Source organism: Microvirga pudoricolor, assembly GCF_016892705.1.
Classification (GTDB): Bacteria; Pseudomonadota; Alphaproteobacteria; order Rhizobiales; family Beijerinckiaceae; genus Microvirga; species Microvirga pudoricolor.
In genome coordinates this window covers 388159-400495 of sequence record NZ_JAFEMB010000003.1, presented here as the reverse complement: position 1 = coordinate 400495, position 12337 = coordinate 388159, and the positions used below count along the sequence as shown (strand labels likewise).

Annotated in this window: 12 protein-coding genes; 7 read left to right on the top strand and 5 right to left on the bottom strand. The window is 68.1% G+C overall.

Features of this window, described 5'->3' with window-relative positions:
• Window positions 1–72: 72 nt before the first annotated feature.
• From ILT42_RS13505 to ILT42_RS13495, 3 genes are all read right to left on the bottom strand, one after another.
• Window positions 73–702, bottom strand: coding sequence for a trimeric intracellular cation channel family protein (locus ILT42_RS13505; protein WP_324617737.1), 630 nt, complete (start codon window positions 700–702; stop codon window positions 73–75).
• A gap of 94 nt (window positions 703–796) precedes the next feature.
• Window positions 797–1429 (bottom strand): nucleotide exchange factor GrpE, encoded by a 633-nt coding sequence (gene grpE / locus ILT42_RS13500; RefSeq protein WP_204216131.1) that lies wholly within the window; start codon window positions 1427–1429, stop codon window positions 797–799.
• A gap of 62 nt (window positions 1430–1491) precedes the next feature.
• Window positions 1492–4239, bottom strand: coding sequence for a [protein-PII] uridylyltransferase (locus tag ILT42_RS13495; protein WP_204216130.1), 2748 nt, complete (start codon window positions 4237–4239; stop codon window positions 1492–1494).
• A gap of 372 nt (window positions 4240–4611) precedes the next feature.
• Here ILT42_RS13495 and ILT42_RS13490 point away from each other — a divergent pair, with 372 nt between their 5' ends.
• The 5 genes from ILT42_RS13490 (at window position 4612) to ILT42_RS13470 (ending at window position 8178) form a co-directional block, all read left to right on the top strand.
• Window positions 4612–5577, top strand: coding sequence for an aliphatic sulfonate ABC transporter substrate-binding protein (locus ILT42_RS13490; protein WP_204216129.1), 966 nt, complete (start codon window positions 4612–4614; stop codon window positions 5575–5577).
• 90 nt (window positions 5578–5667) lie between these two features.
• Entirely contained in the window at window positions 5668–6534 is an 867-nt protein-coding gene (locus ILT42_RS13485; protein WP_204216128.1) for an ABC transporter permease, read from the top strand.
• Window positions 6535–6701: 167 nt separating this feature from the next.
• Window positions 6702–6872 (top strand): hypothetical protein, encoded by a 171-nt coding sequence (locus tag ILT42_RS13480; protein ID WP_204216127.1) that lies wholly within the window; start codon window positions 6702–6704, stop codon window positions 6870–6872.
• Complete coding sequence (locus ILT42_RS13475; RefSeq protein ID WP_204216126.1) at window positions 6866–7651, top strand: ABC transporter ATP-binding protein; 786 nt, start codon at window positions 6866–6868, stop codon at window positions 7649–7651. The genes ILT42_RS13480 and ILT42_RS13475 overlap by 7 nt, the downstream gene beginning before the upstream one ends.
• Window positions 7652–7668: 17 nt before the next feature.
• A complete protein-coding gene (locus tag ILT42_RS13470) occupies window positions 7669–8178 on the top strand; it encodes an OsmC family protein (RefSeq protein ID WP_204216125.1) in 510 nt (169 codons plus the stop codon).
• Here ILT42_RS13470 and ILT42_RS13465 read toward each other — a convergent pair.
• Together ILT42_RS13465 and ILT42_RS13460 are read right to left on the bottom strand one after the other, a co-directional pair.
• Window positions 8175–9416 carry a DUF2254 domain-containing protein gene (locus ILT42_RS13465; RefSeq protein ID WP_204216124.1) on the bottom strand — a complete coding sequence of 414 codons (1242 nt, stop codon included), beginning with the start codon at window positions 9414–9416 and terminating at the stop codon, window positions 8175–8177. The two genes, ILT42_RS13470 and ILT42_RS13465, sit on opposite strands and share 4 nt — an antisense overlap.
• Window positions 9417–9486: 70 nt before the next feature.
• Window positions 9487–10785, bottom strand: a complete 1299-nt coding sequence (locus ILT42_RS13460) for a penicillin-binding protein activator (protein ID WP_407664572.1) — start codon at window positions 10783–10785, stop codon at window positions 9487–9489.
• Between the two features lie 199 nt (window positions 10786–10984).
• Between ILT42_RS13460 and rsmI the strand changes: the two genes are divergently transcribed.
• The gene (gene rsmI, locus ILT42_RS13455) at window positions 10985–11929 is read left to right on the top strand and encodes a 16S rRNA (cytidine(1402)-2'-O)-methyltransferase (RefSeq protein WP_204216122.1); all 945 of its coding nucleotides are present in this window, start codon (window positions 10985–10987) and stop codon (window positions 11927–11929) included.
• Window positions 11926–12303, top strand: coding sequence for a YraN family protein (locus ILT42_RS13450; RefSeq protein WP_204216121.1), 378 nt, complete (start codon window positions 11926–11928; stop codon window positions 12301–12303). Before rsmI ends, ILT42_RS13450 begins: the two co-directional genes overlap by 4 nt.
• Window positions 12304–12337 lie beyond the last annotated feature (34 nt).

Here is a 12337-nt window from a genome sequence, read left to right as displayed (position 1 = left end):
CACTCACATAAAGACATAAAGAATTCTTTATGTCTTTATGTTATGCCGTCATCACGGTCAAGCTCGGACCTGTCAGTCTCGACGCGGGAAGGTGGGCAAGGACCAGCCGCGCAGGATGGCGAGGGCCCGCAGGCCCAGGCCGGCGGCGAAGCCGGCCACCGCCGCAAGGGTCGGGTCGAGGCCCAGCCCCCGCAGGGCCACCATCACGCCCGCCCCGAGGGCCGCGGCGGTCACATAGATTTCCTGGCGCAGCACGAGAGGCGTCGTGCCGGCCAGGAGGTCGCGGATGATGCCTCCGAACGTGGCCGTGATGGTGCCCATGGCGATGGCCGACAGGAAGGGCACGCCGACCGAGAGCGCCTTGGCGGTGCCCATCACGGCGAAGAGCGCCAGGCCGAGGGCATCGGCCCAGAGGAGGAGCCGGGCCCGGCGTCCGCCCTCCAGCGCCGTTACGCGCTTGGGGCCGAGGGCGAAGACGATCTCGGCCACGACGATGCACACGAGCACGTCGCTCGGGTCCTGCACCCAGAAGACCGGACGAATGCCGAGAAGGAGGTCGCGGATCGTGCCCCCACCGATCCCCGTCACGATGGCCAGCAGCGCGAAGCCGAACGGGTCCATGCCCTTGCGGGCCGCCACGAGGGCGCCCGTGAGGGCGAAGACCGCGACGCCGATCGCCTCGAAGGGAATGACGCTCACAATCGGCACGGGCGGCTCCAGACATGAGAAATCCGGCGTGCCGGGGGCCGGCAGCCGGATGTCTTTAGAGCATCCGCGACGGACGAGGAAGCAGCGGCTAGGAAGCCGCTGATCCGGTCGCGTCGCCGGGAGCGCCGTTGGCAGGCGCCATCTTGGGGCCCCCCTTGGCCACGCCCACCATGGCGGGGCGCAGGACGCGCTCGCCGATGACGTAGCCCGATTGGACCACCTGGACGACCGTGCCGCTGGGCACATCGGGATTGGGCACCTCGAACATGGCCTGATGCAGGTTCGGATCGAATTTCTGACCCTGCGGGTCGAGCCTCTTGACGCCGTGGCGCTCCAGAACCTTGAGCAGGTCCCGCTCGGTGAGGTCGATGCCCTCGATCAGGCCTTTGAAGGCGCCCTCGGCGGAGGCCTTGGCCTCCTCCGGCACGCTGTCCAGCGCCCGGCGGATGTTGTCGGCCACGTTGAGCATGTCGCGGGCGAAATTGGCGACCCCGTAGGTGCGGGCGTCGGCAATCTCGCGCTCCGTCCGGCGGCGCAGGTTTTCCATGTCGGCCAAGGTCCGCAGGAGCTTGTCCTTCATGTCCGTGCGCTCGGCCTCGAGGGCCGCGATCGGATCATGGGCGGCGAAGTCGTGGGCGGGCTGCGCGGCGGCATCGTTGGCGGCTTCGGGCCGGCCGGCCTCCTGGGCCGTGTTCTGGGTGTCCGTGTCGTGCGGCTTCATCGTCGTCCACTGCGATGGAGAGGAAAGGGTCGGGGCTCATATCAGGGCTGCGGCCCCACAAATCAAGCGCTGCGACGCTGGACGGGCTCCCTTTCGTCGGCCTCGAACACCTGAAGCAGTTCCCGGCGCACGGTGGCCTGGCGGCCCGGATGGTTGACCTTGGTGCCCGTCAGGTCCGTCACGTAGAACGCGTCCACGGCCTTCTCGCCATAGGTGGCGATATGGGCCGAGGCGATGTTCAGGTTGAGCTTGCTCAGCGCCGTGGTGAGGTCGTAGAGGAGCCCCGGCCGGTCGAGGCCCGACACCTCGATGACGGTCTGGCGCGTGGCGAGCTCGTTGTCGATGGAGACCTCCGGCGGCACGTGGAACGCCTTCGAGCGCTCCTTGGCCGGGCGTTTTCCCGCCACCAGGTCGGCGATCCTGACCTTGCCCTTGAGGGCCTTCTCGATGGCGCTGGCGACCCGCTCGGCCCGTCGCAGCTCGTCCTCGTCCCGGTCGAAGGCGCGGGACAGCACGATGGTGTCCAGCGCCATGCCGTCCGTGGTGGTAAAGATCTGCGCGTCCACGATATTGCCGCCCGCCGCCGCGCAGGCCCCCGTCACGATGGCCAGCAGGCGCGGATGGTCCGGCGACAGGATCGTGAGTTCCGTCACGGCCCGGAACGCGTCCGTCTCCCAGGTGGTGGTGACGGTGCGGCCCGCCTTGTCGGCCTCGCGCACGAAGCGGGCCTGCTTGAGGCGGCGGGTCTCGTCGGAGCGTAGCCAATAGGCGGGCGCATGCCGGGCCGCATAGGCCTCGAACTCCGCGTCCGACCAATCCGGCAGCCGCTCGCGGAGCTGACCCTGGGCGATCCGGATGCGCTCGGAGCGGGCGATGTCCACCGCGCCGCCGCCCAGGACGGTTTCGGTCTCGCTGTAGAGGTTTCGCAGGAGCTGGCCCTTCCAGCCCGTCCAGACGCCGTGCCCCACCGCCTTGATGTCCGCGATGGTGAGCACCAGCAGGAGCTTGAGGCGCTCCATGGTCTGCACCACGTCGGCGAAGGCCCGGATCGTTGCCGGATCCGACAGGTCCCGGCGCTGGGCGGTGTCGGACATGAGAAGATGGTGCTCCACGAGCCAGGCGACCGTCTCGGTTTCCGCGACGGTCAGGCCGAAGCGGGGGCAGAGCTTGCGGGCGATGGCGGCGCCCGCCGTCGAATGGTCCTCGGGCCGCCCCTTGGCGATATCGTGCAGGAAGGTTGCCACGTAGAGCGCGCGTCGGTTGCGGATCGAACTGAAGATGCGGTTCGCCAGCGGGTGCTCGTCCCCCAGCATCCCGGCCTCGATCTCGCTCAGGACGCCGATGGCCTGGAGCAGGTGCTCGTCCACCGTGTAGTGGTGGTACATGTTGAACTGCATCATCGCGACGATGCGGCCGAAATCCGGGATGAAGCGGCCGAGAACGCCCGCCTCGTTCATGCGCCGCAAGAGGACTTCGGGCGCGTTCTTGGACGTCAGGATGTCGAGGAAGAGCCCGTTCGCCTCCGGATCGTTGCGCAGGCTCGGGCCGATGAGGGTGAGCGAGCGGGTCGCGAGGCGAGTGGCGTCCGGATGGATCGCCAGATCGTGCCGCCCCGCGAGCCAAAACAGCCGGATGAGATTGACGGGATCGCGCTCGAAGGCGGTGTCGTCGCGCACGTTGATGCGGTTGTTGTCGATGATGAAGTCGTCGCTCTCCAGCGCGCCCAGGTACCGCCGCCGCCAGCGGCCGAACATGCGGTCGAGCACCGGCCGGCGCTTGGTCTGGCGCGCCTCCATCTCGGCGCACACGATGGCCGTCAGATCACCCACGTCCTTGGCGATGCGGAAATACGCCTTCATGAAGCGTTCGACCCCGGAGAGCCCGTGGCGGCCCACATAGCCGATGCGCTCCGCGATGGCCCGCTGGAGATCGAAGGTCAGGCGCTCCTCGGCGCGTCCGGTGGCAAAGTGCATGTGGCAGCGCACCCGCCACAGGAACTCCTCGCAGCGGGAGAACAGTTTCAGCTCCTCCGGCGTGAACAGGCCAGCCTTGACGAGCTGCTCCGGCTGCCGAACCCGGTAGACGTATTTGGCGATCCAGAACAGCGTGTTGAGGTCGCGCAAGCCTCCCTTGCCGTCCTTCACGTTGGGCTCGACCAGGTAGCGGGAGGCGCCGGCCTTCGTGACGCGCGCATCGCGCTCTTTCAGCTTCGCGTCCACGAACTCGGCGGGCGAAAGGGCGACGATTTCGGCATCGAAGCGCTTCATGAGGTCGTCGTAGAGCGTCCTTTCGCCGAAGAGGAAGCGCGCTTCCAGGACGGAGGTGCGAATCGTCATGTCGGCCTGGCTCTCGCGCAGGCACTCGTCCACTGAACGGGTGGCGTGGCCGACCTTCAGCTTGAGATCCCAGAGCACATACAGCATCGCCTCGACGACGCTCTCGCTCCAGGGCGTCTTCTTGTAGGGCAGCAGGAAGAGCAGGTCGACATCCGAGCCCGGCGCCATGGTCCCGCGCCCGTATCCGCCCGTGGCCACCACCGCCAGGCGCTCGCCGGAGGTTGGATTGTCCACCGGGTAGAGGTGGCGGATCACCGCCTCGTAGACGGCCCGCACCAGAGCATCCATCTGAGCCGACAGCCGCCGGGCGCAGGAGAGGCCGTTGCGTTTCTCCAGCAGGTGCAACTCCGCCGCCGCGTGCCCCTCTTCCAGGTAGGCTCTGAGACCCGGCACAAGGGCGGCCCGCAGGGCGGCGGGATCGCCGATGGGGCGCTCGCCAAGAGACTGGAGAAGGGCTTCGAGGGTTGGGGTCATGGATCAGTGTGCCGGTTTGCTGCCTTCCGCTTAGCACTTCCGGAGCAGCGCTCCTATGCGTCCGTTGGGCTGGGTTTCGGGGACCCTGCGGGGAGGCCTCAAGCGGCCGCAAGAGAATGTGCTGTACCTACAGGGGGTTGAGGGCTCGGAGAGAATAAAACACTCTCGATGCGAGATTCTGGAGATAAAAATCCCACGATCAGGCGTGGATTGAGTGTTCTTTCCTTCGCTCTTTATTTGACGCAACAAACGATGCGTTCTATAAAAAGGACACGCGCCGATTTGAGCATGCAGCTTGCGGGCGCGAAACAAGTGCAGCTAAAGCGCGGGGTGCCGGACGAAGCCCCATGCGCCCAACATGGGACGAACGATATGAGCCTTTCCCGCCGCCTTTTCCTGGCCGCCTCCCTTGCCGCCGGTCTCGTTTCCGCCACCGCCGCATCCGCGCAGGTGAAGGAGATCCGCATCGACTACGCGACCTACAACCCGGTCAGCCTCGTGCTGAAGGACCAGGGCTTCCTGGAAAAGGCGCTGGAGAAGGACGGCATCAAGGTCCGGTGGGTGCAGTCTTTGGGCTCCAACAAGGCGCTCGAGTTCCTGAATGCCGGTTCCCTCGACTTCGGCTCGACGGCGGGCGCCGCGGCCCTCATCGGCAAGATCAACGGCAACCCGATCAAGTCGATCTACGTCTATTCGCGGCCCGAATGGACCGCACTGGTGACCCGAAAGGACACGGGCATCGCGAAGGTCGAGAACCTGAAGGGCAAGCGCGTGGCCGTGACCCGCGGCACCGATCCGCACATCTTCCTGGTGCGCGCCCTGCAGGATGCCAAGCTCACCGAGAAGGACGTGAAATTGGTTCTCCTCCAGCATCCGGACGGCCGCACGGCGCTGGAGCGCGGCGACGTGGACGCCTGGGCGGGCCTCGATCCGCTGATGGCGGCCGCCGAGGTCGAGAGCGGCGCAACGCTCTTCTACCGCAATGCCGGGGCCAACACCTGGGGTGTCCTGAACGTCAGCGAGTCCTTCGCGAAGGACAACCCAGCCCTCGTCGGCACCGTGCTCAAGGCCTACGAGCAGGCCCGGGCCTATGCGCTCGCCAACCCGGCCGACCTCAAGAAAAGCCTCGTGACCTACACCAAGCTGCCGGAGCCCGTGATCGACCGCCAGCTCGAGCGCACTGAACTGACCCATTCGGCCATCGGGCAGCCGCAGGTGGACACCATCCTGGCCGCAGGCCTCGCGCTCCAGCAGGCCGGCGTGATCACGCCCGAGACGAACGTGAAGGCCGCCGTCGACGACCTCGTCGACCGCCGCTTCGCCACTGCGTCCCGCTGATCGAAGGCTCCGCTCGATGGTGATGTCTCGGTATCGAGCGGATAACCGCTTCTCCGGGCAGCAATGCCCGGTCTCGCACGGGAGAGCGCCGTGACAGGCCAAGCCTCGGGTCGCGCCGCGGGCGACGCCTGGTCCTCCCCTGAAGGTGCCGCCGCTCTCGCGGCGCCTCACTCGGCCGAGAAGCGCCGCGCGGTCGACCTGCGCGTCCTTCTCGGCCTTTTTCTTCCCGTGGCGATCGCGCTGATCTGGGAGGGCATCGTCTCGATCGGCTGGGCCCAAGGCCGTCTCGTACCGCCCCCGAGCCGCATCGTCGCGACGCTCTGGGGCCTGTCGGAGACGGGCGAACTCTGGACCCATGTCTGGGCGACCCTCTGGCGCGTGGCCGCAGGCTTTGCCATCGGGGCGGCCGCCGGAATCGTGCTCGGCGCACTCTCGGGGGCCAGCGACACGATCCGCCGCCTGCTCGACCCGACGCTCCAGGCCCTGCGCGCCATCCCGTCCATCGCCTGGGTGCCGCTCTTCATCCTCTGGCTTGGGATCTTCGAGGCCTCGAAGGTGGCTCTGATCGCGGTCGGCGTGTTCTTCCCGGTCTATCTCGGCATCGCGGGCGCGATCCTGTCGGTGGACCGCAAGCTCGTGGAGGTCGGACGCGTGTTTCGCCTCTCCCGCTTCAAGCTCGCCCGCCGCATCCTTTTGCCGGCCGTTCTGCCCGAAGCCGTCATCGCGCTCCGCTCGGGCCTCGGGCTCGGCTTCATGTTCGTGGTGGCGGCCGAGTTCATGGGCGCGTCCGAGGGGCTGGGTTACCTGCTCGTCGACGGCCAGCAGATGGGCAAGCCGGACCAGATCCTGGCCGCCATCATCGCCTTCGCGCTTCTCGGCAAGCTCGCCGACAGCCTTCTGATGCTCGGCACGAAGCCCCTCGTGCGCTGGCAGGACACGGTGCGGGAGCGACTGTGATGCGAGAGCCGACACCGTTCTCGCCCCCTCTCTGCCCTTATCCTGAGGGAACGGGACAGCCATTCGTCTCGAAGCCTCACCCTGAGGGGGCCGTTAGGCCCGTCTCGAAGGGTGCCTTCCGGGCTCTCTGGAACTTCCTTCGAGACGCGGCTGCACCGTTTCTCAGGATGAGGGCAGAGAGAGCGGCCGCCAGCAACCAGTCCCAAGTGCTGATGATCGATTGCGGATCGGAGATCAGGGGATTCCTGCCACTGGCGGATCCGGGTCCTGGTCCCGAGCCGCGCCCCGCCCACGAGCGCGACGGCATCGCCGCCCTGTGCTGGACCGTGCCATGCTGAATCTCGAACATCTGTCCAAAACCTACGCGGACGGCACGCGGGCACTCTCCGACATCAACCTGTCCGTCCGTGAGAGCGAGATCGTGGCGCTCATCGGCGGCTCGGGCTGCGGCAAGACCACGCTGCTGCGCCTCATCGCGGGCCTCGACCGGGCGAGCGCCGGCGCGATCCGCCTCGACGGCACGACGATCACCGAGCCCGACGCGGCCATCGGCATCGTGTTCCAGGAACCGCGCCTGCTGCCCTGGCTCACGGTCACCGACAACATCGCGTTCGGACTCGACGGGGTGGGCGCCGCCGAGCGCCGCGAGCGCGTCGGTCATGCCCTGGCGAAGGTTGGCCTCTCCGAACACGCGGATCGCTGGCCGCGCGATCTCTCGGGTGGCCAGCAACAGCGCGTGGCCATCGCGCGCGCCTTCGTGACGAACCCGAAGGTGCTGCTGTTGGACGAGCCCTTCTCGGCCCTCGATGCCTTCACCCGGGCCAGCCTGCACGAGCATCTGCTGGGCCTGTGGGAGGAGACGCGCCCCACCGTGGTGCTGGTCACCCACGACGTGCAGGAGGCCGTGACCCTCGCCGACCGGGCGGTCGTGATGCAGCCCAAGCCTGGGCGCATTTTCGACGAGCTGCCCTTGAGTCTGGCTCGCCCTCGTGACAAATCCGGTCCGTCGTTCGACTCGGCGGTTCGGCGGGTGCTTGCCGCGCTCGACCAGTCGCTCCAAACGCAACATGCGCCAAAGCGTGAGCAGGACCGTCAGGCCGCAGCGCTCTGGTGGTAGAACCCGAGGACAAGCCCATGGACGCCACGACTCTTCGCGCCACGCAGGCGCCGATCAAGGACCAGTACCGCGCCGATCCGGCCTCGGCCGTGATCACCCTCAAGGCGCATGGTACGCTGGACGACCAGCACATCGCCTGCAAGGTCGAGACGGGACGGGCGCTGGCCGTCGCGGGACTTCATCCGGCATCGGGCGGTTCGGGCGCGGAGCTGTGCTCCGGCGACATGCTGCTGGAGGCCCTCGTGGCCTGCGCGGGCGTGACCCTCAAGGCCGTGGCCACCGCCATCGAGGTGAACCTAAGGAGCGGCACGGTGCGGGCCGAAGGCGATCTCGATTTTCGCGGAACGCTCGGCGTCGACAAGGCAGCGCCGGTGGGATTCAAGGCCATCCGCCTGGATTTCGACATCGATACCGATGCGCCCCAGGAGAAGATCGATCAGCTCCTCAAGCTCACCGAACGCTACTGCGTGGTGTTCCAGACCCTCAACCACAAGCCCGAACTCAGCGCTCAGCTGACACGGGCTTAGAGTCCGCCCGGGGCCGTGGCGCTCTCGCGCCGGAGCCGTTCGCGGTCATCCGCATCCGAAAGCGCCGCCAACGCCCTCCGCAGGGCATGGTCAGCGTGGCGGCGAGCGGCCGTGCCGAAGAGCTCGGGCGACAGGGCGGCCAGCGAGGCCAGCGCCTTCTGGAGTCGGATGCCGACCTCGAGCGTTCCGGCCCCATAACGGGCGATGGGAGCGAAGAAGTCGTCGAACATGTCATCGATGCTCAACGGCGGGAGGCGTACATGCTCGTGCGTCACCTCACTCCCGTCGTCCCTTTCGCGCAGGACCGCGAACAGCCGGACGCCTGTTCCGATCACGTCGATGGCCGTCCCCGGGTCGTTGATGGCCGACGAGAGCGCTCGCGAGGCCACTTCGGCCAGCACCACGAAGCCGAAGCGGGGATCCTGCTCGAAGCTCCGCTGATCGCCGATCAGAAAGCAGTCGCACAGGCTTCCACGAACCTCATCCCCCGGCGCGCCTTGAAGGAATGCGATCGGGCGCGACGGATCGACGAAGGCGCCCGGCAACGCGTTCACGTCGATGACGAGCCCATGCTTCCGGGCCAGATCCTCACGCCGGGGCACGTCCACGTTCTGGAGATAGCCGATGGCCTCCGCTCGCAGCGCGAAGGGGCCTGCTGGCCCGGTCCGCCGGGCCGCGCCCTGGAAGGGTGACCGGCACCAGCGACGCAGGGAGTCGGAGGCCGCTTCCTCGACCCGGTCGACGGTCTGACCTACGCGGCCGAAAGAGGCGAGATGGTGGATCCATCGCAGGAGGGTCACCACCACGACGCAGATGACCAGCACCGTGGCGATCAGCAGCACGAGGCGACCCCGAGCCCCATAGATTCCCGTCGAAAGCGCGATGATTCCGACGATGCTGAACAGGAAGGCGCCGATGAAGGTGGCAAGCGCATTCTGGGCCGTGCTGTCCTGGGTCAGCAGCGTCGTCGCCCGCGGGGTGCCGCTGTTGCTGGCCGAGGTCAGGGCGGCCACCATGGTGGTCAAGGAAAACGTCGTGACGGCCAGCATGCTGGATGCCATCACGCCCAGGATGTTGCCGACCGAGTCGGCGCCGACGCGAACGGCGACGTCTTCGGAAATATAGGGCTGAAGCCGCGCCGCCAGCAGAGCGGCGGCGATCCCGGCCAGGCCGTAGATCGCGCTGCGCAGCCAGGCTTGACGCATCAGCCTGAGAAGGATGAATTTCCAGCGCTCCATCGACCCCGCCGCGACCTGATCACCTCGAAGGTGGTTCTGTGGCCAAGCGCGAGGCTGTCAAGGACGCACCCTATTGCGCCGCCGCGAGGGTGCGCGGCGAGGCGCTCACGATGGCGATCGTGCCGCCGCGAATCTCCTGTACGGCGAGACCCCGACTGTTGGTGCCGTCCGGGTTGAACCGGAACACGCCGTCCGCGCCCGCAAAGCCCGCCGGGTTGGTGATCACGTCCTCCTGGAAGCGGCGGGATCCTTGCGTGCGCGAGAGCGCCGCCGCGAGCGTGACGGCGTCGTAGGACAGCGTTGCGAGCCGCGTCGGGTCCATGTTGAAGCGCGCCCGATAGCGCTGGGAGAAGGCCTCGAACCCGCGTCCGTCCGGCGCCGCGAACCAGCCCCCCTGGAGCGCCGGGAGCGCGAAGACGCGGGGCTCGTTCCACACCCCCGTGCCGAGCGGCTTCACGCGCCCCGGATCGAAGCCGATGCCGGCGAGCGCCTGCGCCACGGTGGGCAGGCCGTCCCCGTTGTCGGGAATGAACAGGGCATCGGCCTGGGGCGACGCCCCACCGATGACGCCCGCCAGACGCCGGACCGCGGCGGCGGCCCCGCCGGAGGCATAGCGTTCGATGGCCACCACGCGCACGCCGTGGCGGCCCGCCGCCTCGCGGAAGGCGGCATCGACCACGCTGCCATAGGTCGTCTCCGGGATCAGGGCCGCGATGGAGCGCCGGTTCTGCGAGGCCGCATAGGAGACGATGCGCTCCACCTCCTCCTGCACCAGGAAGCTCAAAAGGTAGACGCCCCGGGCGGCCACGTTGGAATCCGACGAGAACGCCACCACGGGCCGGCCGGCCTGCCGCGCCACCCCTGCGGTGGCCTGGACCGAGCCCGCGTAGAGTGGACCGATGATGAGTTCCGCTCCCTCCGCGATGGCTTCGCCGGTCGCTTGGCGGGCCCCATCCGGGGTGCCGCGATCGTCCTTGACGAGGAGCTGCAGGTCCGAGCCCTGGAAATCGGTCAGCGCCAGATCGGCCGCGTTCCGCATGCTCTGGGCCGCCACGGCACCCTGGCCTGGCCCCGAGAGCGGAAGGATCAGCGCAACCTTCACCGAACCGGCACCGAGAGCGGCGCCCCCGACCGGCGCCCCCTGCCCCGGCACGGCATCGATGGGCTGCGCCGTAATGGAGCCCATGGGCGCGGGCGGGACGGAATCGCTCATCGGCGCGGAGCCGCCCCCGACTCGGCCCGGTGGCAACAGGCTGCCGGATCCGACGCAGGCGGCCAGAAGCAAAGGCAGTCCCAGGAGGACCAAGCCACGGAATCGGCTCTTGCGCCTTGCCGACCATTCAGACCCGGGCGAAATCGGACGCGCCATTCCCAAACTCTCCGTCGCAGCGCCCTTGACGCTGCGCAAGCTGCCGCTTGGCACACAGGCCGAGGATGGCTGCTAAAAGTAAATATTGTTTCTCAGCATCTTACGACGCGATCCGCCGTTCGCGCAGGAATGAGGCCGAATGATAATCCGCGCGTTCAGGCTTTCGTGATCGAGCGCCCTCGTGCGACAGTGACACTGCATGAACCAGAGAATCGACAACCGCACCCGACGCCGGGACCCCCAAGCTCGCAACGCCACCTTCACGGCCTTCGGGCTCGCCGCCGAGGCCAAGGCGCTATCGCCGGGGCTCTATGTCGTCGCCACCCCCATCGGCAACTTGCAGGACGTCTCGTTCCGGGCGCTGAGCGTGCTGGCGGCGGCGGACGCGGTGCTGGCGGAAGACACGCGGGTCACGAAGACGCTGCTCGCCCATTACGGCATCACCACGCCCCTCGTGGCCTATCACGAGCATTCCAACGACGCGGTGCGCGAACGCATGGTCCATCGCATCCGCGAGGGCCAGGCCCTGGCGCTGGTCTCGGACGCGGGCACGCCGCTCGTGTCGGATCCAGGCTACAGGCTGGTGCAGGTGGCCATCGAAGAAGGCCTGCCCGTCACGCCGATTCCGGGCCCGTCCGCCATCTTGACCGCGCTGGTGGTGTCGGGCTTGCCCACGGACAGCTTCTTCTTCGAAGGCTTCCTGCCTGCCAAAACGGGCGCGCGCCGGGCGCGGCTGGCGGAAATCGCGTCGATTCCCGGGACGCTCATGCTGTTCGAGGGGCCGCATCGCCTGCCCGACATGCTGGCGGACGCGGCCGAAGTCCTCGGCGAGCGCCAAGCCGTGGTGGCGCGGGAACTCACCAAGATGTTCGAGACCATCCGGCGCGGCTCGCTCGCGGACCTCGCCCGGCAATTCGCCGAGGAGGGTCCGCCCAAAGGCGAAATCGTGGTGCTGATCGGCCAGGCCTCCGGGGAAGCGCAAGCGGCGGAGGTCGACGCGGCTCTCGACGGCAAGCTCGAGGCCGCCCTCAAGGCACATTCCATCAAGGACGCGGCGGCTCTCGTGGCGGCGGAACTCGATCTGCCCAAGCGCGAGGTCTATGCCCGGGCGCTGGCCATCGCCAAGGACAGGCAGGCCGAGTGAGCATCGGCCTCGAACGCCGCCGCGCCACGTATCTGCGCGGCCACGCGGCCGAGCGGCGGGCGCTGCTGTTCCTGATGCTCAAGGGCTATCGGCCGCTCGCGCGCCGCTACAGCGCGGCCGGCGGCGAGATCGACCTGATCGTGAAGCGAGGGCAGACCATCGCGTTCGTGGAGGTGAAGGCCAGGGCCGCCATGGACGACGCGCTCACGGCCATCACGCCCGCCAAGCGCCGCCGCTTCTCCCGCGCGGCCCGCGCCTGGCTCTCGCGCAATCCCTGGGCGGGCGGCCTGACCTGGCGGGCGGACGCGGTGTTCATCGCGCCAGGGCGCTGGCCGCAACATCTGGTGGCAGCGTTCGAATTGGAGATGGGGTAGCGCCGCGCAGACTGAGCTTGAAGAAGGAAGCAGT

Coding starts and splice junctions, on each gene's coding strand:
- ILT42_RS13480 (WP_204216127.1), top strand. CDS start 6,702: ATGAGGGCAGAGAGAGCGGCCGCCAGCAACCAGTCCCAAGTGCTGATG.
- ILT42_RS13490 (WP_204216129.1), top strand. CDS start 4,612: ATGAGCCTTTCCCGCCGCCTTTTCCTGGCCGCCTCCCTTGCCGCCGGT.
- ILT42_RS13495 (WP_204216130.1), bottom strand. CDS start 4,239: ATGACCCCAACCCTCGAAGCCCTTCTCCAGTCTCTTGGCGAGCGCCCC.
- ILT42_RS13465 (WP_204216124.1), bottom strand. CDS start 9,416: ATGGAGCGCTGGAAATTCATCCTTCTCAGGCTGATGCGTCAAGCCTGG.
- ILT42_RS13460 (WP_407664572.1), bottom strand. CDS start 10,785: ATGGCGCGTCCGATTTCGCCCGGGTCTGAATGGTCGGCAAGGCGCAAG.
- grpE (WP_204216131.1), bottom strand. CDS start 1,429: ATGAAGCCGCACGACACGGACACCCAGAACACGGCCCAGGAGGCCGGC.
- rsmI (WP_204216122.1), top strand. CDS start 10,985: ATGAACCAGAGAATCGACAACCGCACCCGACGCCGGGACCCCCAAGCT.
- ILT42_RS13470 (WP_204216125.1), top strand. CDS start 7,669: ATGGACGCCACGACTCTTCGCGCCACGCAGGCGCCGATCAAGGACCAG.
- ILT42_RS13475 (WP_204216126.1), top strand. CDS start 6,866: ATGCTGAATCTCGAACATCTGTCCAAAACCTACGCGGACGGCACGCGG.